The organism is Dactylosporangium roseum, assembly GCF_025264685.1.
GTDB classification, from domain to species: Bacteria; Actinomycetota; Actinomycetes; order Mycobacteriales; family Micromonosporaceae; genus Dactylosporangium; species Dactylosporangium roseum.
In genome coordinates, this window is record NZ_CP073721.1 from 3,128,649 (window position 1) to 3,152,012 (window position 23,364).

Below are 23,364 nucleotides of genomic sequence, written 5' to 3' on the forward strand. Positions count from 1 at the left end.
CATCCGGAGTTCGGTGTCCGGACGACAATCGCTGCGGGAGGCGTCAGCGACGATGCGGTGTCGACCCGAAACCCGGGACGACGTCATGAGGATCGGCCGGCACTGAGTAGTGGTCGGTGCATCCGACGTAGAAGGTGTGGCCGGTCGCGACGGGCGCGGTCGTGGCCGCAGCGACCTCAGCGGCGAACTCCTCGACGGTCGGGATGGTGCCGGCCTGCGCCCGCCGGGCCTCGATCAGCCCGGGCCGCATCCGGTCGAGCAGGGTCACCGTGATCGTGCCGTCGATCATGTCGCCGGAGATCACGACGAGGCTGATGCCGCGCTCGGCCAACCATGGCATGCGCGCCCGCAACGCGTCCTCCCCGGCCCGCTTGCTGCGCGCGACCGACTCGTACGCGGCCAGGCCCGGCCTGGATCCGTGGAAGTGTGCAAGATGACTGGTCACGAACACGACCCGAGAGCCGTGCGGCATCAAGGCAGCGGCACGGTCCAGCACCGCCAGTTGCGCGTCTCGGTTGAGACGGAGGGCGTATCCCGGATCCGCACCACGTTCCATTCCGCCGGACGCGTTCAGCACGAGCGCGTCGATGCGGCCATGGACGGCGCGTACCCGGTCGAACATCGCGTCGAGTTGCACGACGTCCGTCAGGTCTGCCTGCACCGCCGCCGCCGCACCGTCGGCGGCGACAATGTCGGCAACCACCTGTTCGGCCCGCTTGGTCTTGGCCCGGTAGTTGACCACGACCCGAGTTCCAGCCCGGGCAAGTATGCGAGCCGTCTCGGCACCGATCCCGCGCGACGCGCCGGTCACCAACGCCACCCGACGCGACATGCGGTCCTGCCCTTCTCCGACTGCGGTTGGAGGTGAGGCTAGGTCGACCAAGTCGAGAAACGCTCGACCCGGCGGGCCGCACCGGTCGGGCGGCCTGCCGGGACAGGAACTGCGCCGTCGTTCAGCGATTGAGTGAGATCAATCTATTTATCCTGCCGATGGCCGGTTCGTGCCCCGGCCAAAGATGTCGTACCTATGTCTTGCGAGTCGTTGAACGAGTGCACACCGCTATTACCATGCGCGCGGCATCTGCGCGAGTCGAGCACGTGTGGGTGATATCACTGCAACCGTTTGGCGTCGGTGCTGCCGGCTTGACATATGTCCCACCCGGGATGGCTTCCGAGGCGGACGGGGCTGGAACCCGGGACGGGCGCATCGTTGCAGTTCAGCGGGCACTTCCGCGTTCTCGGCCCTCCGCCGCAGGCATTCCTGTGGCCGGACCAGCGCTGCTGATCGCTAATGGTCTATGCCATGATCCAAGATGCTTCCTGGGAAATGTGTTCTTCACATGAAAGTTGCATCGGAACTCGCGTATGCCTCGTGCAAGACTCGGCATATTGGGAACCGATTGCGACGGAGGCGCTCGAATGGACGGCGGCGACCTGCAGATGGATCTTGCAGTATTGGGCCCGCTGAAGATCTCCTTGAACGGAACGTCAATCGTACCGGCGGCCGGTAAGCTCCGACAACTTCTGGCACTGCTCGGTCTGCGGGCCGGGCAGGTCGTACCGGTGTCGACGCTCATGGAGGAGGTGTGGGGCGCCCGCATTCCCAGGAGTGCCCACACCACACTGCAGACCTACATCTTGCAGCTCCGCCGGCGCATCGCTGCGGCGTTGCCGCCACAATCGCCGTTGGCCGCCAAGCGGATCCTCCTCACCGAGTACGGCAGCTACACGCTTGCCGGCCCGATGGTGAACTCGGATCTGACCACCTTCCGGCGTCTCGCCGTGGAGGGGGGCAGGGCGCTGGACGCCGGTGAGAACGCCAGGGCGGCCGAGGTTCTGGCCCGGGCGCTCGACCTCTGGCGCGGCCCGGCGCTGGCCGACGTGCCGACGGGAAGCGTCCTGGAGACCGAGGCGCTGGGCATCGACGAGATCCGCATCCACGTGTTGGAACAGCGCATCGAGGCCGATCTGCGGCTCGGCCGGCACACCGCCATTCTGGGGGAACTGCAGATGCTGGTCGCCCAGTATCCCTTCCACGAGACCTTTTCCGGCCAGCTCATGCGGGCGCTCACCAGCGCCGGCCACACCTGGCGCGCATTGGAAGTGTACCGGCGGTTCCGCGACACGCTCGTGGCCGAATTGGGCGTGGATCCCTCTGCCCGGCTGCAGCACCTGCACCAAGTGATCCTCGGCGGGAGCCCGGACGGTCCGGCCAGAACGGTGATCTCGGGGCAGGCCCCCGCAGTGCGTTCAAGCGAAATTTGAGGTCGTTTAGGCAGATTCCTCCACGGGGCGGAGTGGTTCTGGCCCAAGCTGGTCTACAGCATCGAGGAGCGTCTATGACATTCACAACCGGCAAACCTATCCTGCGAGCGATTTTCAGCGCGACCGTGCTGATTGTCACGGTCACGGCCGGCGGCGGCGGCGTGGCGAGTGCCCACGGTGGCAGGACCACCCAGGTGCTGTTCCACGACGACTTCAGTGCCGGCTTCGACGACGTGACCGCCTGGCATGTCATTTCCACCGGCACGGCGACCGGCGCCGCGCTGCCGAAGGGCGACGGCATCATCACCTCGTCGGCTCGCGGCATCACCGTGGTGCCGACCGGAACCAACCCGCGCACCGGCCAGCCCGCGTTCGTCTCGACCGCCGCCCCGGACTCGGGCGGCTTCGGCGGCGGCACCAGCGATCATCTGAAGTGGGCGGCGCAGCCCCGGCAGTCCGCGGCCAACGGGGTGGAGGTGCCGGCGACCGGGGCGCTGGTCTGCACGACCAAGATGGCTGCCCAGGCGCTCGGTATCGTGCCGAACCCGTTCGGCGCGGCGGTGAGTGACCCGCAATCCGATCCCCGTCTGGCCAGCGCCACCATGATTACGGTCGACCACGAGAAGCACGCCGTGGCCAACTTCACACTCACCAACACGGAGATCTACGCCGTCTACGAGCGGCTTCCGGTGGACGGCAGCACGTACGCCGCCTACCACTTCTCGATTCCGGTCGCGCACCGCACCCCGGCGGACCTCAACACGCTGCAGGTCAAGTTCGACCGGGGCGGCGAGCGGATAACGTGGCTGGTCGACGGCCGTCGAGTGCTCTCGACCGACCGGATCGGCACGCTCGCCTTCCCCCGCAAGTACCTGCGCTACGACCACGGTGGCACCCCGGAGCGCGTGGCGGAGCACCACGTCCAGTGCGCCATCGGCACCGGCAACCTTCTCGACGGGGCGGGCGGCGTGGAGGATCGCGACAAGCGGGCGTTGGTCCGTCTCTCCAACGCGCCGAACTTCTACTACTCGGCCAAGCTCGGCCCGCCGCACCCGCAGGCGTTCGTCGACGACGCGAGCTTGCTGTCCAACCGCCTGTGGGGGGAGGGCGTCCGGCTGCGGGTCGGTCTGTTCGACATGAGCTACACCAGCTAGTCGGCTCGAACCGTCCAGTGTGGCCAGTGCTGGCCGTTCCCGTCGGGGCCGGCCGGCACGCTGCTGCGTGCGTCCCGCGCGGTTCACGACTCCGGTCGGTTCGAGGCTCGATATATATTTGTCTATGTTAAAAACACGCATCACGTGACTGACGCAAGGTGAAGCGACTACCATGAAACCGGCATCGCGGGGGTGTCCCTATGGGGTTTGTCAAGCCGCGAGGCGGGGTTCGTCCGCTGGTTTCGGCTGGTAGGGGGTTTTGGTGCGGAGCATGGCGTGTAGGACGTCGACGCGGCGTCGGGCAAGGCAGATGAGGGCGGCCTTGTGTTTCTTGCCCTCGGCGCGTTTGCGGTCGTCGTAGGCCCGGGACGGTGGATGAGCCAGCGAGGCGAACGCGGCCAGGAAGAACGCCCGTTGGAGCTGCTTGTTACCGCCTTTGGGGGGTGTTCACCGCGGTCGGCCGGCCTGGGCGGGACCGTTTCGGCGGCGGCGCCAGGGACGACAACGCTCTGCTCGTCCAGCGCGGCGAAGAGCTGCTCAACGAGGCGGCCACCCATGCGAGGTGCGCGGGCTATGGTGATCTCGGCGAGTTTGGCGCGGCCGGCTGTGTGCAGCCCGGCCGGGCCGCGGCAGCGGGACAGCGGTGCCGGGGTGCAGGTCGGCGATGCGGCGCATGGCCTCGGTGTCGGGCAGGGCGGCGTCGTGCGGCCGCTTTGCGGTCCGGGGCCAGACCGACCGCGTGATGGCCTTCTTTACCGACGTCCAGGCCCAGGACCCGCCGTACCCGCCGTGCACGCCGTAACCTCCTCACCGCTGCCACCGTCTCGTCTCGGTCGCCGGTGCGGCGTCGGACTGCCGGCAGCCACGTTACGAGGAGGCCTGCCCCGCGGCGGTCGGCCGGGTCCCTATCAGCGGTCCGCCGACGCCACTCGGCCCGGCGACAACACCCCCCGGATCATGCAAACGACAGGGGCATTAAGTCATACCAGGCCGGGCGACCGAGGAGTCCCCGGCCGGGGACGATCAAAAAGGTAACGGGGAGAGGGGTGCTGGTTGCGCACCGTCGACTGCACACTCTTGTGGCCACGGCGGCCGGCAGGTCGCGTCCGGCACCGCCGGTGCCCGGGAATGGGTATCGTCCCCGTCTATCGTCGGAATGTGTCGGGCGGGCACACGAAACGCAGCCGAGTCTCATGATTCGGGTGATGGTCGCGCACCACGCCAATTTGGTACGAGGCGCAATAGTGGCACTGCTTGAGCAGGGGCGAGACATCTCCGTTGTGGCCGAGGTCGAAAATGCCCACGACATCCTCGTGGCAGCGCGGAAATGGTGCCCGGACGTCGTCATCATCGCCGATATCGACCTGGCCGGGGAAAGCAGCCTGCCGGCGGTCGCCGAAGTCCGCTCAGACCTGCCCGAGTGTCGCATCCTGATCCTCGCCGGCCGCTGCCACCCAACCGTGCTGCGTGCCGCGCTCTCCACCACGGTGCACGGCCTGCTGTTCAAGGATGCGCACCCCAGCAAGCTCGCGGAGGCGGTGCGGAAGGTTGCCGCCGGGCATCAGGTGCTCGACCCGGACCTCGTGCTCACGGCGGCCACCGCCAGCAGCGGAATGCTCACCGCGCGCGAGGTCGACGTGCTGCGGCTGGCCGCCGGGGGTGACGACGTCTCGCGGATTGCGGAGCGGCTCAACCTGTCCATCGGCACGGTGCGCAACTATCTTGCCTCCACCGTCACCAAACTCGGTGCCCGAAATCGGATCGACGCGATCCGCATCGCGCGCGACAGCGGCATTATCTGAGCCTGCCGTCGCTGCGGATCGAGCCCCGTTCCGGCGTGGGCCCGCTCAGCCGATCGTCTGGTCCGGGGTCACCTTGCGGGTCCGGGTCCGCAGCCGGCCGTCCTCCCGGACGAGAACGTCGTCGACCGTGCAGCTCGGCGCGATGACCGGCACCGCAAGCCCTTTCCGGGTCACCACGATCAATGCGTAGTAGTGGGTGCGCAGGGTGCCGTCCGGGTGTTCGAACACCGTCATCATGTTGAACCAGTGGCGACGCTGCACCCGCTCGCCGTCGAGCTGGCGCTGATGGAACGCGGCCACCTCGCGGGCGATCGCCGCTCGGCCGTGGATCGGCGGCGCGGTCGGCGAATGGTCGAAGACGGCGTCCTCGGTGAACGTAGCTGCGAAGGGCTCGGCCTGTACCGTATCGAGCAGATGCACCTGCCCGGCGTAGAACTGCTGGACCTCAACATAGGTTTCGGTGGATGCGAGGACGGGTGCCGGAGTGGTCGCGCTCATCACTCTCCTTAGCGGCTGCAAACGTCTCGGACGGTCTGCGGCACCGCCCGTTCTCCGGAAGAGCACAGCGAGCACCGCTGGAGTTTCGCTCCAGCAGCGGTCGTGTCGGGCGCGATCCGCTGGTAGGAGACGAACGTGGCGCGCCGGTACGCACGCCGCGCGCATTTCAAGCGCCGATCGAGCGGCGGTCCAGCGGCGGTCCAGCGGCGCTGACCACGCTTGGCAACACCAGGGCGAGGTGCCCGCTTCGCGGAGGGAAGTGCCGAGATGGCCGAGGTGATCGAGCAGTCCCGTACACCGGCGACCTCGCTGGATGTCAAGGCGCTGGGCGAGCTCGCGGCGGCGCGGGCCCACCAGGCCGACCGCGATCGGAGACTCTCCGACGAGGTCTTCGACGGCATTCGTGCGGCCGGATTTCCCCGGCATTTCGTGGCTGCCCGCTGGGGTGGGCGGGAGGGCGGGTTCGCGGAGTGCCTGGAGGCCGTCGAGGCGCTCTCCCGACGCGATGCATCGACCGGCTGGTGCGCGGCGCTCTCGGCGACACTCGGCCGGATGGCGGCGTACCTGCCCGAACCGGGACAACGGCAGGTCTGGGCCGAGGGGCCGGACACCTTCGTCGTCGGGGCGCTGGTGCCGTCGGGGCAGGCCGTGCCGGACGGCGAGGGTTGGCTGCTGAGCGGCCGGTGGCCGTACGTCAGCGGGGTGCACGCGGCCGATTGCGCGCTGCTGTCCTGCATCGTGCCGTTGGCGGACGGGCGACGGGAGCCGCGGTTCCTGCTCGTCCCGCGGGCGGCGTACCGGGTCGAGCAGACCTGGGACACCGTCGGCATGCGGGGTACCGGCAGCGAGACGGTGGTGCTCGACCCGACGTTCGTACCGACGGAGCATTCCTTCCCGCACGCGGACCTGGTCGCCGGCAGACGCTCGCCCGGCGTATCGGCCTGCCTCAACGTGCCGCTGCGCAGCGTCAGCGGACTGACCTTCGCCGCCCCGATCCTGGGCGCCGTGCGCGGTGCCCTGGACGAGTGGTCGGCCGCCGTGCTGCGCAAGCGAGCGGACCCGGATGCGACAACGGCCCTGGTGCTGGCTCGCAGCGCTGGTGAGGCGGACGCGGCCGAGCTGCTGCTCACCCGTGTCGCCCGGGACGCGGACTTGGGTCTGGTACACGACGAGTGGGCCGTTGCACGCGCCCAACGCGACCAGGTGCTCGCGGTGGAACTGCTGCTGGACGCGGTCAACCGATTGCAACGCACCGCTGGTACCGGCGGGCAGAGCCTCACGGGCCAGCTTCAGCGCTTCTGGCGGGACGCGAACACGGCGGCCGGGCACGCGGTCCTGCAGTGGGAGCCGGCGGCCCGCCGATTCGCCGAGGCCGAGTTCGGCCGGTTGGCCGAGACACCGTAGCCGAGTCAGACGACCTCCAAGGCGTGCGCAGGCGCCGCAGCGTCTACATCGGACCATCTTGGATCGGATCGGCCGGTGCGCCGGCCGGGAGGAGGCGACATGGTGCAGCCCCGGAGCGTACTGCTGTTGCCCGGCCAGGGCGCGCAGCGCGAACGGATGGCGGCCGGTCTCTACCACGTCGACCCGGTCTTCTCCGCCGAGGTGGAGCGCTTGCTCGCCGCGCTCGGCCCGGCCGGTCGGCGGCTGCGCGAGCAGTGGCTGCGTCCGGCCCCCCACCCCGGGCTGGACGACAGCGAGACGGCGCAGCCGCTGCTCCTCATCGTCGGGTACGCGTTGGGTCGTGCGCTCGCGGCCGCCAGCCGGATGCCGAACATCCTGCTCGGACACAGCATGGGCGAGCTCGCCGCGGCCTGCCTGGCCGGCGTCTACCCGCCCACGGCCGTGACCCGGCTTGTACACGGCCGCACCCGCGGGCTGTCGCACGTGGGGCGCGGTGGGATGCTCGCGGTGGCCGCCAGGCCCGAACAGCTTGACGGCATGCTGATCGACGGAGTGGTGGTGGCGGCGGTCAACGGGCCCCGGCAGACCGTCCTGGCCGGGTCACGGGGCGCGCTGGTCGCGACGGCCGGGCGGCTCTCCGCCGCCGGGTTCAGCACGCTGCCGCTGCGGTCCTGGCACGCGTTCCACAGCCCTGCGATGGCGCCGGTCGCCGCACGGTTCCGCGGCGGTCTCAGCCGCCTGCCCGCGGCCGTGCCCGAGGTCCGGATCTACTCCAGCCGCACCGCTGCGGAGGTACGGCGCGATGAAGCCGTCGATCCCGGGTTCTGGGCGGACCAGATGATGCTGCCGGTCCAGTACTGGACGGCACTGCGAGCGCTGCTGGACACCGAAGGGACCACGACCGGGCTGCTGCTGGTGGACGCGAGCGTGGACCGCAGCCTCAGCGCGCCGGCCCGGCACCACCCGGCCGTACGCGCCGGTACCAGCCGGATCGTGCCGTTGCTCGGAACTGCGCGGGAGACGGGCGGCCCGGCGGACGTACGGGAGTTCGCGGCGGCGGCCGCGGCGCTGCGCGGGTCAGCCTGAGCCGATCGAGCTCAGGCCGACCGTTCGGCCGTGCCCGGACGACGGCCTTCGACGTAGCCGCGGGCCCGTTCCAGGGTGCGCATGCTGTTTGCGCCCAGCCGCTGCCGCGCCGTCCGGCGGGCCTGCGCGAGGCCGCTGTCCGGGTCCGCGAACGCGGACCCCGCCGCGGGATCGAGCGCGACGTGGTGCACGGCGATGACCAGGCAGCCAACGTCGGTCGGGGTGATCAGCCATTCGCCGGTGTGGCCGAGCAGGCCGGGCGGCGGGGCGGTCTGCTTGTAGACGATGTGCGTGTGCGGGAAGCACAGCCGCACCGAGCTGCTGTGGTGCGTGACGCCGTCGGCTCCGACCGTGTCCATCTCCATCCGCTGCACCTCGGCGCCCGCGAGCGCCTGCGGCTCCGTGCGCAGCTCCAGCCGCGCCACGTGATCCAGGCGTTCCGGCCACCGGTCGGCCTGGTACAGGAAGGCGTACACGTCGTGCGGCTCGCCCTCGATCAGGATCTGGTCGGAGAAGGAGAAGATGAGCTCCTCCGGAGGTTCGGCGCGTTCGGTCCAGACCCGGATCGCGTCAACCTCGGCGCGGCTGTTGCGGTCCAGCAGGGCTGCGATGTGTTCGTCCACCTGGGGTGGGCCGGCCACCGTCGACTCGTGCTCCAGCACCAGCCGGCTGCGCAGCGGTTCCCGCGGTACCGCGGTGAACGACCAGCGGCCGCTCATGCTGGTCACCGGTGGGCTCGTCACGTCCTGCCGAAACGCCACCCGCAACCGTTCCGGGTCCAGTTCCCGCACCGAAGTCCAGGTGCGCACCTCGTCGTTGGCCAGTGCCCACAGCCGTACCCGCTCGGCACCGGGTGTCCGCTCCAGCACCTGTACCGCAAGGCAGGGCGGGAAGATCAACGGCCACTGCGTCACGTCGGCAACCAGCCTGTATCCGCGCAGGGGCGGCGCCGCCAGCTCCGCCCCGTGCACCGCCTTCCGTTCCTGTGCTGTCGTCATCGACTGCCACCCTCCCAGCTCAGTAGTTGCCCAGACCGCCGCAGACGTTGAGCGCCTGCGCGGTGATCGAGTCGGCCAGGTGCGAGCTGAGGTACCCCACCAGCCCAGCCACCTCGTCCGGCTCGGTGTACCGGCCGAGCGGGATCTTCGCCTCGAACCGTGCGAGCACCTCGCTCTCCTCGATGCCCCATAGGTCGGCGTAGCCGCGCCGGACATGCTGAGCCATCGGCGTTTCGACATAGCCCGGGCAGACCGCGTTGACGGTGATTCCGGTTTTGGCCAGCTCGATGCCGAGCGCCTTGGTGAAGCCGACCACACCGTGCTTCGACGCCGAGTACGGCGCGGCGAGGGCGACGCCCTGCTTCCCGCCGGTGGATGCGATGTTGATGATCCGGCCCCGCCCGCGCTCCGGCATCCGCCCGGCGGTCAGCACCTCCCTGGTGACCCGGAAGACGCTGGTGAGATTGGCGGCGATGACCGCGTCCCACAGTTCGTCGGTCAGCCGTGCGGTGACGCCGCCGCCGCTGCGGCCGGCGTTGTTCACCAGCACCTCGACCGGACCGTAGGCCGCGGTGGCTGAGGCGACCCACCGCCGTACCGCCGTGCTCGAGGTGACGTCGCACGCGACCCCGTCAGCCTCCCAGCCGCGTTCGCGGAGTTCCTTGACGGTGGCGGTGACCGCGGAGTCGTCCCGGGCGCAGATGAAGACCGGGTGACCCAGCTCGGCGAGCTTGACGGCGCAGGCTCGTCCGATGCCCCGAGTGGCACCGCTGATCAGCGCCGGACCCGGCTCGGTCCCGGTCACGCCGTCGTCTCCTTGGCCGGCGCGGCAACGGGCACCGCCGGTGCGCCGTTGACGGTGGCGAGGAAGTCGCCCGGGGTGCGGATGGCCTGAACGACGTCGTCGGTCAGCGCCACGCCGTAGCGGCGACCGGCCATGGCGGCCGCTTCCAGCACGGCGAGCGAGTCGTAGCCGAGGTCGGCGAACGGAGTGTCGATCGCCTCGACGCCCAGGTCCGCCTGCTCGTCCTGCCCGGCGCACTCGATGAGGATCAGCTTCAGGTCCTCGAAGGTGATGTGGCTCATCTGGCTCCTTAGTGTCCGGCCTGTCGTCTTGTCCCGGCTATGCGTTCGGGTTGCGGATGAGGACCATGGCGGTCTGGAAGCCGCCGAAGCCGCTGCCGACGGTCAGCACCGTCTCCAGCCGGCGGGCACGCGCCTCGTTCGGCACGTAGTCGAGGTCGCAATCGGGATCCGGCTCGTACAGATTGGCGGTGGGCGGAACGACGCTGTACTGCATCGCGAGCGCGCAGGCGGCGATCTCGATCGATCCGATCGCGCCGAGCGAGTGGCCCACCATCGACTTGATCGAGCTGACCGGCGTCTGATAGGCGTGTGCGCCCAGCGCCCGCTTGAAAGCGGCGGTTTCGTGCCGGTCGTTCTGCAGGGTTCCGGAGCCGTGGGCGTTGACGTAGTCGACCGACTCGGGCGCGTGCCGTGCCTGATCCAGTGCGGCGCGGATCGCGTCCGCCATCTCCCTGCCGTCGGGCTTCAGCCCGGTCATGTGGTATCCGTTGCACCGGTTGGCGTAGCCCGCGACGACCGCATACACGTGCGCGCCGCGTGCGCGCGCGTGCCCCAGTTCCTCCAGCACGAACATGGCCGCGCCTTCGGCGATGACGAATCCTTCCCGGTTCCGGTCGAACGGCCGGCAGGCGTGCGCCGGGTCGTCGTTGCGCGGTGAGGTCGCCTTGATGGCGTCGAAGCAGGCGACGGCCATAGGTGAGATGGGCGTGTCGGTGGCACCGGCGAGCATCACGTCCGCGGTGCCTTCCGCGATGAGATCCCGCGCGTACCCCACCGCGTCCAGCCCGGAGGTGCAGCCGGTCGAGACGACCGCCGCGGGTCCCTCGGCACCGGCGGTCCAGGCGACCTCAGTCGCGAGCGAGCTGGGCACGAACGCGTCATACATGTGGGGCGAGAGATAGCGCGGATCGACCGTCCACTCACGACCCTTGTTGCTGAGCACCAGATACTCCTGCTCCAGGGTGGTGGTGCCGCCGACAGCGGTGCCCACGCTGACGCCGATCCGGCCCGGGTCCAGCCGGTCCAGCTCCAGTCCGCTGTCCGCAAGGCTCTCGCGGGCGGAGACCACGGCGAACTGGGCCGCCCGGTCCATCCGCCGGATCTCCCGCGGGGTCAGACCGTGCTGCTCCGGGTCGAAGTCCACCTCGGCGGCCATCCGGGAGCGGAAGGGCGAGGGGTCGAAGAAGGTGATGGTACGGGTGGCGGTCTGACCGGAGGCCATCAATCCCCAGAATGCCTTCCGACCGGTACCGCCCGGCGCCACGACCCCGATCCCCGTGATCGCGACCTGCCGGGAGCTGCTGAGCGGGTAACCGGCCACAAGCGTTCCTTCCGTGGGGTGCGTGCGAACAGGCACACCGTCGGCCACGGGCCTTGAGCGGTGGTTGAATGTCGCTCGACCTGCGGATGGCCGGGTGCGGCTCAAACCCAGTTCGAGCGGTATTCAAGGTGCGGGCCCGAGGCTGTAGCCGTGGACCAGCAGATCAGCCTGACGCCGCACATGAGGCAGTACGAGGACTTCGCGACCGGCGCGATCCGCTGGCTGCCCTACCTGATGTTCTTCAACCGGCCGGACTACCGGTCGGCGGTGGTCAACACGGACTCGGGCGGCTTCCGCATCTCGCACGGGCCGGCCGGGGCCGTCTCCCTGTACGGCAGCATGCCGGATGGCGAGGTCAGCCTCGTCCTCGGCGCATCGCCCGCGTTCGGCTTCGGCGCCAGCAGCGATGAGCGGACCCTCTGCTCACAGCTTTCCCAGAAGCCTTCGTCGGTGCCCTGGCTGAACCTGGCCGCGCCCGGGTTCAACTCGACGCAGGAGATGGTGCTGTTCATGCTGCACCGCCACCAGCTTCCCAGGGTGCGTGACGTCGTGGTGCTCTCCGGGTTGAACAACCTCGTCGTGGCCGGACTGCCGGCGGCGGGCTCGGACTACGGACAGTTCTTCTTCTCCGGCGAGTTCTTCCGCCAGCTCGGCGTGCCGGGGATGGGGCAGCGGTACGAGCAGCCGCGCTGGGCGTTGGGACGTATCGCGCAGGCGGTACGTCGCATCGGTTCCCCGGACGAGCCGGATGGCGCGGCGCCGCCCGATCCCGCGCAACGGATCGAGATCGCTGTGCGCAACACCGTCCGCGACCTGGACCGGTGCCGGGAGGTCGCCGCGCACGCGGGCGCCCGCCTGCACTTCGTGCTGCAGCCCACGGCGGCCTGGACCGGCAAGACCTACACGCGCGAGGAGCGCCTGCTCATCGAGGAGAACACCGCGGAGCGGCCCGGGATGTGGGACCTGTTCAACCCGGTGCTGACCCGGCCGGTGCATCGGGAGTACGCGGGGCGGCTCGCCGCGGCCTGCGCCGAGCGTTCGCTGCCCTTCCTCGACCTGAACGCCGCGCTGGGTAGCGCCGACGTGGCCGACGAGTGGCTGTTCGTGGACCAGGCCCACCTCAACGACGAAGGCAACGCGGCGGCGGCCCGCATCATCGCCACCGAACTCGGGCTCACCGGATAACGACGGGGGCACTGATGAAGAAGAGATCGTCGATGTTCCAGCGATTCCTGGCCTTCTTCCGGCGGCGTCGCCGGAAGGCCCGCACGGACAACTCCATCTACCCGATGTTCTGATGGGGGCGGCTGACGTGACGCGAGCCGCCGAGGCTGCATTCCGTACCGTCTTTCTGCTCGCGCTGGACCCGGAAGGCCCGCTGCCGGTGGACGGACGGCTCGCCGGCCTGAGCCCCGCGATGTTCGACGTCGGTGCTGCGCCGGAGGACGAGCCGGTGCCGGAGCCGGCACAGGCGGTGGCCCGGGTCCGGGACTGGACCACCGCCGAGGCGGCCCGCTTCGCCGGCGAGCTGGGTACCCCGGCCGGACCGACGCTGCGCTGCCTGCTGCTCAACTGCGCACCGCTGGCACTGTGCACGGGCGCCTGGCTGCAATGGGTGTCCAGTGCGGCAAACGCGGAGTCGCCGTTGGCACTGCACGTCCTCGCGCTGTACGCCTCCGACATCGGGGTCGGGTATCCGCTGGCCGACCGGGGCAGCGACTTGCGGGCGGTGCTGCGCCGGTTCCGGCTCGGCGAGCAGGCACCCGGGGTGCGGCTGGCCGCGAGCGAAGAGGTGGAGAACGCCAGCTTCCGGCTGCCCGCGCTGCTCTTGGCGATGAGCCGCCGGCCGGAGGAGTTCCTGCCCGAGTTGCTCGGCGCTGATCTGAGTCTGCGCGCGGCAGGACTACCGCCGCCGCTCGCGCCGCTGGCCGCCGCCGGGCCGGACGGGGCGCCCGGGCTGGACCCGGCGGAGCGGCGGCGACTGGATCCGGGCGCTGCCCGGGACGGCGAATCCACGCCGGCGCTGGCGCGGTCCCTCGCGGTGACCCGACAGCTCCTCGCCGATGCCCCGCCGGTGGCGCGCCGGTGGTGGCGCGGGTTCCGGTGGGCGGAGCGGGAACTGCGGGACTGGTGCGGCCGGATCTACACCGAGGCACTGCTGACCCGCCACCCGGACTACGCGATCTGGCGGCTGATCTGTACCCGGGCCCGGCAGGCAGCCGTCTACCACACGGGGTACCAGCTCGCCGGCCGGCCGCTCGCGGAGTGGTTCGCCGGCATCGACGACGGCCCGGGCCCGTTCCTCAGCGCGTTGGCGCGCAGCCGGCTGGTGCGTCCCGGTCAGCCGGACCGCAGCCGGCTGCTGGGCGCGCTCATCGGCGAGAAGGGGCGGATGTTCCGCATCTTCACCGACGCGGAGGTCGCGGTCCTGCGGGACTGGATCGACCGGCTGCCCGAACCCGGCTCGGTGCTGCACCGGTCGGAGGCGGCCGGCGCGGCCGGGAACACGGCACTCGCCGATGCGCAGCGGGCCTGGTACCGGCACACCGACCAGCGGGCGCCGGCCGCCGCGCCGGTCCGCGCGGACGTCTCGCGGCCGTCGCTGCGGCACGCCCGGACGCAGTACCGGCAACTGCTGAACCGGGTCGACACGCCACGGCTACGCCGGTTCGCGTACGACTACACCACCCGGTGGCTGGCCCGCTCGCGGTACCGGCCGGGGCGGGCCGACGGGCTGCCGCCGACCTGGGACCGGGAGAACGGCCTGCGCGGCTGGCTCGACGCGGCGCACGACCGGCACGCGCGGGCCTTCGGCGCCCGGACCGCACCGCTGCCCAGCCGGGCGGAGCTGATCGACTCGACGCTGCAGCTCGCCCCGCTCATCTTCCTGGACGGCGGCTGGCTGCTCGGCTTCACCGACTACCAGCTCGCCTCGTCGCCGGTGGGGCACTTCTTGTTCCGTACGTTCTGGGACGAGCTGGGCAACGGCGAGTACGAGCTGAACCATCCGAAGATCTACCGCGACCTGCTGCGGCAGATGGGGGTGGACCTTCCGCCGATCGCTTCGCCGGAGTTCACGAACTGGCCCGCGCTACGTGACGCCGCGTTCTCCCGGCCCGTCTATTGGCTGTCCATCTCGCGGTTCCCGCGCACGTTCATGCCCGAGATCCTGGGCCTGAACCTCGCCATGGAACTCTCCGGCGTCGGCGTCGGGTATCAGGAGGCGCGCGTGGCGCTGCGCCACCACGGATACAGCACCCAGTTCGTGGACCTGCACAACACCATCGACAACATCGCCACCGGGCACTCCGCCTGGGCCGTGGACGCCATCGACAGCTACCTGGCCGAGCTGCCGGCCTTCCTCGGACCGGGACAGGACGCGGCCGCCTGGGCGCGGATCCGCAACGGGTACCGGTCGCTCAACCCGCCCGACGGCCTCGCGCCCGGACTCTACGCGGCGCTTCGCGCCGGCTACCCGCGACGACCCGAGGAGCTGATTCGATGACCGGCGCAGTGCTCGGCATCTCGGCGTTCTACCACGACAGCGCCGCCGCCGTGGTGTCGGAGGACGGCATCCTCGCCGCGGCCCAGGAGGAGCGGTTCAGCCGGCGCCGCCACGACTCCGGTTTTCCCGCTGAGGCAGTGCGGTACTGCCTCGGCGAGGGCGGCCTGAAGCTGGGTGACCTGGACAGCGTCGCCTACTACGAACAGCCGGCCCGCAAGTTCCGCCGGGTGCTGTGGACCTACGCGGCGACCGCGCCGCGCGGCTGGAGCTCGTACCAGCAGGTGCTGCCGCAATGGCTGGGCTGGAAGGCGCGGACGGTGGCCACCGTCCGGCACCGGCTGAGCGCGCTGGATCTCGGCCCGGTACCGGGGATCCGGTGCTTCCAGCACCACGAGTCGCACGCCGGCTCGGCCTTCCTGCCCAGCCCGTACGAGTCCGCGGCGGTGCTGTGCGTGGACGGGGTGGGGGAGTGGGCCACCACGACGATCTGGCGGGGCGCCGGCGCCCGCGTGGAGCCGCTCGCCGAGCTGCGCTTCCCGCACTCGCTCGGGCTGCTCTACTCCGCCTTCACCTACTTCTGCGGGTTCAAGGTCGACTCCGGCGAGTACAAGGTGATGGGCCTCGCCCCGTACGGCCGGCCGGTTTACGCGCCGATGATCCGTGAACGGCTCGTCGACATCCGCCCAGACGGCTCGTTCCGCCTCGACCTGCGCTACTTCGAATTCCTGTACGGGCAGGTGATGACCGGCCGGCGTTTCGAGGAGCTCTTCGGCGGCCCGCGGCGGATGCCCGAGGCGGAGCTGACCGAGCGGGAGTTCGACCTGGCGGCCTCCGTCCAGCAGGTCACCGAGGAGATCATGCTGAACTTGGCGCGTGCCGCGCGTGCGCGCACCGGCGAGGCCCGGCTGTGTCTGGCCGGTGGTGTGGCGCTCAACTGTGTGGCGAATGGCCGGATCGTGGAGGAGGGACTGTTCGACGAGGTGTGGGTGCAGCCCGCCGCGGGCGACGCGGGCGGCGCCCTCGGCGCGGCGATGCTCGCGGTGCCCGGCGGCGGCCGCGCGCACCTGGGCGAGCGGCCGCACCGCGGTCGGCGCCGGGACGGCATGCGTGGCGCGCGCCTGGGCCCGAGCGTCGACAACGACCGCGTTCAGGCGTACCTCGACGCGCACGCCCTGCCGTACACGCGGTTGGAGCCGGCGCAACTGTCCCGCCGGGTCGCCCGGGATCTGGCCGACGGCAAGGTGGTCGGCTGGTTCCAGGGCCGGATGGAGTTCGGGCCGCGGGCGCTGGGCGCCCGGTCGATCCTGGGCGATGCCCGCGATCCCGGGATGCAGTCGACGATGAACCTCAAGATCAAGTTCCGCGAGTCTTTTCGTCCCTTCGCTCCCGTGGTGCTGGCCGAGGACGCCGCCGAGTACTTCCAGCTACGCCAGCCTAGCCCGTACATGCTGATCGTCGCGCCGGTGGCCGGGCGGCAGCGGCTGGCCGACCGGGCGGCCGAGGACGCGCGCGGGATCGCCCTGTTGCGGGTGCACCGCAGCAGCATTCCGGCGGTGACGCACGTCGACTTCTCCGCGCGGGTGCAGACCGTCGACTCGGACGCCGATCCGTCGCTGTACCGCTTGCTGCGCGACTTCAAGGACCACACCGGCTGCCCGGTGCTGGTGAACACCTCGTTCAACGTGCGTGGCGAGCCGATCGTGGCCACGCCCGCCGACGCGTACCGGTGCTTCATGCGCACCGGCATCGACGAACTGGTGATGAACGACTTCCTGCTGGAGAAGGACACCCAGCCCGAGTTCACCGAACAGGGCGACTGGCGCGACGAGATCCCGCTGGACTGAGCGCCCGGACAAGAAGGAGAGCCGCGCCTATGCAAGCCACCCGCCGCGCCGCGGTGTACCTGCTGCTGGCCGTCGCCTATGCCGTCGTCGTGCTGCCGGTCGGGCTGGTGGCCCGGCTGATCCGTGATCCGCTACGCCGCCGGCCCGACGCATCCGCCGGCAGCTACTGGAGCGCACCACCGCGGACCGGCGCCGCCGAGGGCCGGTATGCCGCGCCACGGTGACCTGCGGTCCGTGCTGGTGATCGGATCGGGACCGATCGTCATCGGGCAGGCCGCGGAGTTCGACTACTCGGGCACCCAGGCATGCCGCGTGCTGCGCGCCGAGGGGCTGCGGGTCATTCTGATCAACTCCAACCCGGCCAGCATCATGACCGACCCGGAACTCGCCGACGCGACCTACCTCGAGCCGCTCACGTTCGAGTTCATCGAACGGGTGATCGCCGTGCAGCGGCCGGACGCGCTACTGGCGACGATGGGCGGCCAGACGGCGCTGAACCTGGCCGTCGCGCTGCACGATGCCGGCGTGCTCGCCGCGTACGGCGTACGGCTGATCGGGGCCGGCGTCGAGGCGATTCGCAAGGGAGAGGACCGGCGCGCCTTCAAGGAGGTGGTCGCGGCGGTGCGGGGGCGCACCGGCCACGGCGAGACCGCCCGCTCGGTGCTCTGCCACCGGCTGGAAGAGGCGCTGGCCGCGGTAGACCGGCTCGGCGGGTACCCACTGGTGGTGCGGCCGTCGTTCACCCTCGGCGGGGCCGGCTCCGGGATGGCGCGCGACGAGACCGAACTGCGCCGCATCGCGGGCCAGGGATTTCAGCTCTCGCCGACCTCCGAGGTGCTGCTGGAGGAGTCGGTGCTGGGCTGGAAGGAGTACGAACTCGAGTTGATGCGCGACCGGGCCGACAACGTCGTGGTGGTCTGCTCCATCGAGAACGTGGATCCGATGGGCGTACACACCGGCGACTCGGTCACCGTCGCGCCCGCGATGACGCTGACCGACCGGGAGTACCAGGTCCTGCGCGACATAGGCATCGCGATCATCCGGGAGGTCGGCGTGGACAGCGGTGGATGCAACATCCAGTTCGCGGTCAACCCGGCCGACGGGCGCGTGATCGTGGTGGAGATGAACCCCCGGGTGTCGAGATCCTCGGCGCTGGCCTCGAAGGCGACCGGCTATCCGATCGCGAAGATCGCCACCCGGTTGGCGTTGGGGTACACCCTCGACGAGTTGCGCAACGAGATCACCGGCAGTACCACGGCGTGCTTCGAGCCGGCGCTGGACTACGTCGCGGTCAAGGTGCCCCGGTTCGCCTTCGAGAAGTTCGCGGCCGCGGACCCCGTGCTGACCACGACGATGAAGTCGGTCGGCGAGGCGATGGCGTTGGGGCGCAACTTCACCGAGGCGCTGAACAAGGCGCTGCGGTCGGTGGAGCAGCCCGGCTGCCGCCTCGACTTCGCCGCTGCGCCGGGCGACCGGGCCGAGTGCCTCGCCGCGGCCCGCGCTCCCGGTGAGGACCGCCTCAACCGGGCGCTCCGGGCCCTCCTGGCCGGCGCGTCCGCTGACGAGGTCCACACCGCGACGGGCATCGACCCGTGGTTCGTCGATCAGCTTGTCCTGCTCACCGAGGTTGTCGACGCGCTGGCCCGCGCCGACCGGCTGGACGCGGGACTGCTGGCCGCCGTCAAGCGGCACGGCCTGTCGGACGCGCAGATCGCCGCCGTCCGCGGCGTTAGCGAGGAGGAGGTGCGCGGGCTGCGGCACGCGCTCGGTGTCAGACCTGTGTACAAGACCGTGGACAGCTCCGCCGGTGAGTTCCCCGCCCGGACACCCTACTTCTACTCCACCTACGAGGAGGAGACCGAGGTTGCTCCGCGGTACCGGCCGGCGGTCATCATCCTCGGGTCGGGCCCCAACCGGATCGGGCAGGGCATCGAGTTCGACTATTCCTGTGTGCACGCCTGTTACGCGCTAGGCGCCGCCGGCTACGAGACCGTGATGGTCAACTGCAACCCGGAGACCGTCTCCACCGACTACGACACGTCCGACCGGCTCTACCTCGAGCCGTTGACCGTCGAGGACGTCCTGGAGGTGGTGCACGCGGAGACCCTGGCCGGACCCATTGCGGGGGTGGTGGTGCAGCTCGGTGGGCAGACGCCGCTGATGATGGCGCAGACGCTGAAGGACAACGGCGTGCTCGTGGCGGGCACCCAGCCCGAGGCGATCCACCTGGTCGAGGAGCGCGGCCGGTTCGGCGCCCTGCTCGCCGACGCGGGACTGCTCGCGCCGGCGTACGGCACCGCGTCCTCGGTCGCCGAGGCGGGCCGGGTGGCGGCCGGGCTCGGGTATCCGGTGATGGTGCGGCCCAGCTATGTGTTGGGCGGCCGCGGCATGCGGGTGATCCACGACGAGGCCGCGCTCGGGCACTACCTGCGGGGCCACACCGGCCTGCCGGGGGAGCACCCGGTGTTCATCGACCAGTTCCTCGACGGCGCCGTGGAGATCGACGTGGAGGCCCTGTACGACGGGCGGGAGCTGTACCTGGGCGCGGTGATGGAGCACATCGAGGAGGCGGGCGTGCACTCGGGCGACTCCGCCTGCGTCATCCCGCCGTTGAGCCTCGGGGCCCGGGAGGTGGCTCGGCTGCGCGCGGCGGCCGAGGCGATCGCCGCGCGGGTGGGCGTCCTGGGACTGCTGAACATCCAGTTCGCGTTGCTCGGCGACACGCTCTACGTGCTGGAGGCGAACGCCCGCGCGTCGCGTACTGTGCCGTTCGCGGCCAAGGCCACGGGCGTGCCGCTGGCCCGGGCGGCGGCCCGGGTCTGTCTCGGCGCGAGCATCGCCGAGCTTCGCGGTGAGGGGCTGCTGCCGGCGCGGGGCGAGGCAGGCGGCGCCGATACCGGCGCCGTCTCGGTGAAGGAGGCCGTGCTGCCCTGGACCCGGTTCCGGGACGACCGGGGCCGGATGGTGCAGACGCTGCTGGGCCCGGAGATGCGTGCCACCGGCGAGGTGATCGGCCTGGACGAGACGTTCGGCCTGGCATACGCGAAGGCCCAGATCGCCGCCGGCGCTGCCCTGCCCCGGAAGGGCCGCGCCTTCATCTGCGTCGCCGACCGGGACAGGCGCGCCGCGATACTACCGGCGCGGGTGCTGGCGCAGTACGGATTCGAGCTGCTCGCCACCCCGAGCACCGCGGAGATGCTGCGGCGCAGCGGTATCGCTGCGGCGCCGATGCCGCTGCACGACGACGGCGGGGCGCCGACCGCGGTGCCGTCGATCCACGGCGGACAGATCGATCTGGTGGTCAGCACGGCCCAGGGTGACGGCGACCATGCGTTGCGGGCCGCGGCCATCACCCGTGCGGTGCCCTGCCTCACCACCCTACCGGCCTTCGTGGCGGCGGTTCAGGCGATCGGCGAGTTGCGGGCCGCCTCGGTGGTCGGCGTGACGTCACTGCAGGAACTGTTCCGAGGCGGCCGATCGCGCGTTGACTTGACCGAGGACGGGCACCTAGACTAACTTTGCTTGCAAAGCAAAATTATCTGTTAGAAGGCTCGAGAGCCGGACTGCGCCGGGAGGGCGTCATGGGTTGGAACGAGCGCATCATCGAGGAGTTCCGGGCCAATAACGGAAAGGTCGGCGGCGTTTTCGAGGGCGCGCCGCTGGTCGTCATCACCACGCAGGGCCGGCGGACGAACAAGCCGCACACCAATCCGGTCATCTACCTCAAGGACGGCGACCGCTACCTCGTCTTCGCCTCCAACCGGGGCAGCGCGCAGCACCCCGACTGGTTCCACAACCTGGCGAAGTACCCGGCGGTCACCATGGAGATCGGCACGGACGAGGGCTACGTCAAGTCGTTCGCCACCCGAGCCGTCGTGATCGAGGGCGAGGAGCGCGACCGGCTGTACGAACGCGAGTGCGCGATCGACCCGACCTTCGTCACCTATCAGGAGCAGGCCCCCCGCGTCATTCCCGTCGTCGCCCTCTACCCGTTGGTCCTCGCGGACGACGGCGAGCGCAACCGCATGATCGGCGAGCAGCTAATCGCGGCCCATACCGAGCTGCGGGCCACGCTGCAGCAGGTGCGGGTGCAGATCGACGACGCGATCGCCGGTGCGCCGGCCGCCGGCGTGGTCGCCCCACCCGATCTGGCGGAGCAGTTGCGCCGCAACTGCCTGACCTACTGCTGGGGCCTGCAATTGCATCACATCCGGGAGGACGGATCGTTCTCGGCGCTCGAGCAGCGGTTCCCCGAGCTCGTTCCGGCCATCAACCGGCTGCGTGAGGAGCATCACGTGGTGAGCGAGGCGCTGCAGAGGTTCGAGTCCCTGCTGAACGAGGACGTCTCCGGCGACCCGGAGGCGCTGAAGCGTCTGCGGGGTGAGCTGGACGAGTTGGTGTCCGGTCTCGAGGAGCACTTCGCGTACGAGGAGGAGCACCTGCTGCCTTCGTTGAACGTCACCCGCCGCTCCGTGCCGTAGGCGAGATGACGCCGATGTCCGCTCCGGCCGGCTGGAGCGGACATCGGCGCTTCGGGTACCCCACCCGATGACGACGTGCTGCCGGGTGAGTCAGTCGCCGACCGGATCGTTGCCCGGAGCGCTCGCGCCCGTGGTGACGGCGGACTCCTTCCCGTCCGCGGCGGAGCGCTGCGCGGCTCCTCCCCACGCGAAGGTCAGCCGGCCACCGGGCAGGATCATCGCCGTCGGGGACGCCAGCAGGAACAGGCCGATAACGACGAGCAGCCCGTACGTGGTCGCGGTGACCGGCTCGCGACCGGCGTCGAGCAGGCCGAAGTAGGTGGTGCCGACGATGGCGACGCCGATCGCCACCCCGAGCTGGATGGCGGTGTTGGCCAGTCCGGCCGCAGCGCCGGCGTGCCAGGGCGCGGTCTTGGCGATGACCGTGGCGATCAGCACGCCCGACGTCATGGAGACGCCGATGCCGCAGATCAGCAGCCCGGGGATCAGGTCCGGAGCGTGCAGGTCGGTGCCGTACCGGCGCACGGCAACGAGCACCAGCACCATGCCCACGACCGCGATGAGCGGACCGATGACCGCCAGTGGACGGCCCAACACCCGCAGCCGGGTGGCGAACGGCGAGAAGATGCCCACCCCGACGGCGAAGGGGATCATCGTCACGGCGGTGCGCAGCGGCGAGTAGCCCAGCGCGGTCTGCAGGTGCACCGTCAGGACCAGGGGATATGCCGCGCCGGCGAAGAAGATCGTCGCCACCGTGAGGCCGCCGACCGGTGCGCGCTCGCGCAGCAACTGCGGATCGATCAGTGGACTGCGGTTCCGGCGTACGACGATGCGTTCGTAGCGCAGGAAGCCCCATAGCAGCGCCAGGCCGAACGCCATCAGGAGGAAGCACCACACTGGCCAGTCGAGCAGGCGTCCCTCGATCAACGGGTACAGCACGCTCACCATGGCGACCGTGACGAGGATCAGGCCGCCCATGTCGGTGCCCGTGGTCCGTTCGGCGCGCGACTCCCGGGCGAACACGGCGGTGCCGATCAGCGCCGCGATGCCGAACGGGATGTTGACCAGGAAGATCGGCCGCCAGGCCCATCCGAACAGGTCCGCGCCGAGGATCAGGCCGCCCAGCACCGGTGCACAGACCCCACCCACCGAGAACACGAGGCCGTAGATCGTGGCGGCACGGGACTGCTCCTCCGGTGGGAACTCGGCCCGGAGCATGGCCAGCACCTGCGGCACCATCAGCGAAGCGGACAGACCCTGCGCGACGCGGGCCGCCACCAGCATCTCGGGGTTGACCGCGAGCGCCGTCCACAGCGACGACACCGTGAAGGCCGCGAGTCCGAGCTGGAACACCCGCCGCCGGCCGAACCGGTCACCCAACCGGGCCGAGGTGATCATGCCGGAGGCGAAGAAGAGCGTGTACCCGATGATCGACCATTCGAGTTGAGTGCTGGAGGCGTGCAGCTCGCGCTGGATCGACGGCAGCGCGACGTTGAGGACCGCTGCGTCGATCAGATCCATTGAGGTGGCCGCGAGCGTCACCACCAGTGCGGCCCACCGTCTGGGGTTGAAATCGGCCGGTGTTGCCGGCGGGAAAGACATCGCCGCCCCTTCCGGGCATGTCAGAGCCGGGCCATCTCCGATGGCTCGGCCGAAGAAGATACTTTGCTTTCAATGCAAAGGTAATTGCGTCGGTGTGCCGTGTCAACCGAACCGCGCGGCGCGGCGCGGCGCGTCGCGCTCGACCGCGACGCGATCCTCGGTCAAGCCGGAGCTCGGAGATTGAACGTACGACGGTCGAGCACCCCCACGACCCGTGGGTCCGCTCCGGCCGTGACTGTCTCAGTTGGAGGTTTGGCATGCCGGGAACGTCGGTGGCGTATAGGGTGCATGCCGACCGGGCATCGGCGCGCCGGATTG

Annotated in this window: 18 protein-coding genes and 1 pseudogene; 11 read left to right on the forward strand and 8 right to left on the reverse strand. The window is 70.4% G+C overall.

All coding sequences use genetic code 11. From position 1 onward, the window contains the following. Positions 1–43 precede the first annotated feature (43 nt). On the reverse strand, positions 44–832 hold the full coding sequence (locus tag Drose_RS14745) for an SDR family oxidoreductase (RefSeq protein WP_260728762.1): 789 nt from the start codon (positions 830–832) through the stop codon (positions 44–46). A 587-nt stretch (positions 833–1,419) separates the two neighbouring features. Here Drose_RS14745 and Drose_RS14750 point away from each other — a divergent pair. Both Drose_RS14750 and Drose_RS14755 read left to right on the forward strand, forming a co-directional pair. Further along, positions 1,420–2,265, forward strand: coding sequence for an AfsR/SARP family transcriptional regulator (locus tag Drose_RS14750; protein ID WP_260728763.1), 846 nt, complete (start codon positions 1,420–1,422; stop codon positions 2,263–2,265). 74 nt (positions 2,266–2,339) lie between these two features. Further along, positions 2,340–3,419 carry a DUF6081 family protein gene (locus Drose_RS14755; protein ID WP_260728764.1) on the forward strand — a complete coding sequence of 360 codons (1,080 nt, stop codon included), beginning with the start codon at positions 2,340–2,342 and terminating at the stop codon, positions 3,417–3,419. 210 nt (positions 3,420–3,629) lie between these two features. Here the strand turns inward: Drose_RS14755 and Drose_RS14760 are convergent. Next, positions 3,630–4,060 (reverse strand): annotated as a pseudogene (locus tag Drose_RS14760) (IS110 family transposase); the annotation flags it as partial. A gap of 603 nt (positions 4,061–4,663) precedes the next feature. Here Drose_RS14760 and Drose_RS14765 point away from each other — a divergent pair. Then, positions 4,664–5,221, forward strand: coding sequence for a LuxR C-terminal-related transcriptional regulator (locus tag Drose_RS14765; protein ID WP_260728765.1), 558 nt, complete (start codon positions 4,664–4,666; stop codon positions 5,219–5,221). 45 nt (positions 5,222–5,266) lie between these two features. Here Drose_RS14765 and Drose_RS14770 read toward each other — a convergent pair whose 3' ends face one another. Continuing rightward, complete coding sequence (locus Drose_RS14770; RefSeq protein WP_260728766.1) at positions 5,267–5,719, reverse strand: nuclear transport factor 2 family protein; 453 nt, start codon at positions 5,717–5,719, stop codon at positions 5,267–5,269. A 267-nt stretch (positions 5,720–5,986) separates the two neighbouring features. On the opposite strand from Drose_RS14770, the gene Drose_RS14775 reads away from it, so the two are divergent. Both Drose_RS14775 and Drose_RS14780 read left to right on the forward strand, forming a co-directional pair. After that, on the forward strand, positions 5,987–7,123 hold the full coding sequence (locus tag Drose_RS14775; protein ID WP_260728767.1) for an acyl-CoA dehydrogenase family protein: 1,137 nt from the start codon (positions 5,987–5,989) through the stop codon (positions 7,121–7,123). Positions 7,124–7,222: 99 nt separating this feature from the next. Then, positions 7,223–8,209: an acyltransferase domain-containing protein gene (locus Drose_RS14780; protein ID WP_260728768.1), complete on the forward strand. Its 987-nt coding sequence runs from the start codon at positions 7,223–7,225 to the stop codon at positions 8,207–8,209. A gap of 11 nt (positions 8,210–8,220) precedes the next feature. Here the strand turns inward: Drose_RS14780 and Drose_RS14785 are convergent, their stop codons facing one another. From Drose_RS14785 to Drose_RS14800, 4 genes are read right to left on the reverse strand one after another with little or no spacing between them, the layout of a single operon-like run. Beyond that, the gene (locus Drose_RS14785; protein ID WP_260728769.1) at positions 8,221–9,207 is read right to left on the reverse strand and encodes an aromatase/cyclase; all 987 of its coding nucleotides are present in this window, start codon (positions 9,205–9,207) and stop codon (positions 8,221–8,223) included. Between the two features lie 19 nt (positions 9,208–9,226). Continuing rightward, entirely contained in the window at positions 9,227–10,012 is a 786-nt protein-coding gene (locus Drose_RS14790; protein ID WP_260728770.1) for an SDR family NAD(P)-dependent oxidoreductase, read from the reverse strand. Next, positions 10,009–10,293, reverse strand: a complete 285-nt coding sequence (locus Drose_RS14795; protein ID WP_260728771.1) for an acyl carrier protein — start codon at positions 10,291–10,293, stop codon at positions 10,009–10,011. The genes Drose_RS14790 and Drose_RS14795 overlap by 4 nt, the downstream gene beginning before the upstream one ends. Before the next feature lie 37 nt (positions 10,294–10,330). Continuing rightward, entirely contained in the window at positions 10,331–11,614 is a 1,284-nt protein-coding gene (locus Drose_RS14800; protein WP_260728772.1) for a beta-ketoacyl-[acyl-carrier-protein] synthase family protein, read from the reverse strand. A gap of 150 nt (positions 11,615–11,764) precedes the next feature. Here Drose_RS14800 and Drose_RS14805 point away from each other — a divergent pair, with 150 nt between their 5' ends. The 6 genes from Drose_RS14805 (at position 11,765) to Drose_RS14830 (ending at position 21,444) form a co-directional block, all read left to right on the forward strand. Then, positions 11,765–12,799: an SGNH/GDSL hydrolase family protein gene (locus tag Drose_RS14805; protein WP_260728773.1), complete on the forward strand. Its 1,035-nt coding sequence runs from the start codon at positions 11,765–11,767 to the stop codon at positions 12,797–12,799. A gap of 112 nt (positions 12,800–12,911) precedes the next feature. Continuing rightward, complete coding sequence (locus Drose_RS14810; protein ID WP_260728774.1) at positions 12,912–15,119, forward strand: iron-containing redox enzyme family protein; 2,208 nt, start codon at positions 12,912–12,914, stop codon at positions 15,117–15,119. Continuing rightward, a complete protein-coding gene (locus Drose_RS14815) occupies positions 15,116–16,963 on the forward strand; it encodes a carbamoyltransferase family protein (protein WP_260728775.1) in 1,848 nt (615 codons plus the stop codon). Before Drose_RS14810 ends, Drose_RS14815 begins: the two co-directional genes overlap by 4 nt. A gap of 29 nt (positions 16,964–16,992) precedes the next feature. After that, complete coding sequence (locus Drose_RS14820) at positions 16,993–17,187, forward strand: hypothetical protein (RefSeq protein ID WP_260728776.1); 195 nt, start codon at positions 16,993–16,995, stop codon at positions 17,185–17,187. Beyond that, positions 17,171–20,479: a carbamoyl-phosphate synthase large subunit gene (gene carB, locus Drose_RS14825; RefSeq protein WP_260728777.1), complete on the forward strand. Its 3,309-nt coding sequence runs from the start codon at positions 17,171–17,173 to the stop codon at positions 20,477–20,479. The genes Drose_RS14820 and carB overlap by 17 nt, the downstream gene beginning before the upstream one ends. 65 nt (positions 20,480–20,544) lie before the next feature. After that, positions 20,545–21,444, forward strand: coding sequence for a nitroreductase/quinone reductase family protein (locus Drose_RS14830; RefSeq protein WP_260728778.1), 900 nt, complete (start codon positions 20,545–20,547; stop codon positions 21,442–21,444). A 90-nt stretch (positions 21,445–21,534) separates the two neighbouring features. Here the strand turns inward: Drose_RS14830 and Drose_RS14835 are convergent, their stop codons facing one another. Further along, positions 21,535–22,965, reverse strand: coding sequence for an MFS transporter (locus Drose_RS14835; protein WP_260728779.1), 1,431 nt, complete (start codon positions 22,963–22,965; stop codon positions 21,535–21,537). Between the last annotated feature and the right edge of the window lie 399 nt (positions 22,966–23,364).

What these genes read in the sequence shown, in the direction of transcription:
- Drose_RS14745 (WP_260728762.1), bottom strand. Translation starts at nt 832, where the DNA reads ATGTCGCGTCGGGTGGCGTTGGTGACCGGCGCGTCGCGCGGGATCGGT.
- Drose_RS14755 (WP_260728764.1), top strand. Translation starts at nt 2,340, where the DNA reads ATGACATTCACAACCGGCAAACCTATCCTGCGAGCGATTTTCAGCGCG.
- Drose_RS14750 (WP_260728763.1), top strand. Translation starts at nt 1,420, where the DNA reads ATGGACGGCGGCGACCTGCAGATGGATCTTGCAGTATTGGGCCCGCTG.
- Drose_RS14835 (WP_260728779.1), bottom strand. Translation starts at nt 22,965, where the DNA reads ATGGATCTGATCGACGCAGCGGTCCTCAACGTCGCGCTGCCGTCGATC.
- Drose_RS14815 (WP_260728775.1), top strand. Translation starts at nt 15,116, where the DNA reads ATGACCGGCGCAGTGCTCGGCATCTCGGCGTTCTACCACGACAGCGCC.
- Drose_RS14785 (WP_260728769.1), bottom strand. Translation starts at nt 9,207, where the DNA reads ATGACGACAGCACAGGAACGGAAGGCGGTGCACGGGGCGGAGCTGGCG.
- Drose_RS14780 (WP_260728768.1), top strand. Translation starts at nt 7,223, where the DNA reads ATGGTGCAGCCCCGGAGCGTACTGCTGTTGCCCGGCCAGGGCGCGCAG.
- Drose_RS14770 (WP_260728766.1), bottom strand. Translation starts at nt 5,719, where the DNA reads ATGAGCGCGACCACTCCGGCACCCGTCCTCGCATCCACCGAAACCTAT.
- Drose_RS14830 (WP_260728778.1), top strand. Translation starts at nt 20,545, where the DNA reads ATGGGTTGGAACGAGCGCATCATCGAGGAGTTCCGGGCCAATAACGGA.
- Drose_RS14810 (WP_260728774.1), top strand. Translation starts at nt 12,912, where the DNA reads ATGGGGGCGGCTGACGTGACGCGAGCCGCCGAGGCTGCATTCCGTACC.
- Drose_RS14820 (WP_260728776.1), top strand. Translation starts at nt 16,993, where the DNA reads ATGCAAGCCACCCGCCGCGCCGCGGTGTACCTGCTGCTGGCCGTCGCC.
- Drose_RS14775 (WP_260728767.1), top strand. Translation starts at nt 5,987, where the DNA reads ATGGCCGAGGTGATCGAGCAGTCCCGTACACCGGCGACCTCGCTGGAT.
- Drose_RS14795 (WP_260728771.1), bottom strand. Translation starts at nt 10,293, where the DNA reads ATGAGCCACATCACCTTCGAGGACCTGAAGCTGATCCTCATCGAGTGC.
- carB (WP_260728777.1), top strand. Translation starts at nt 17,171, where the DNA reads ATGCCGCGCCACGGTGACCTGCGGTCCGTGCTGGTGATCGGATCGGGA.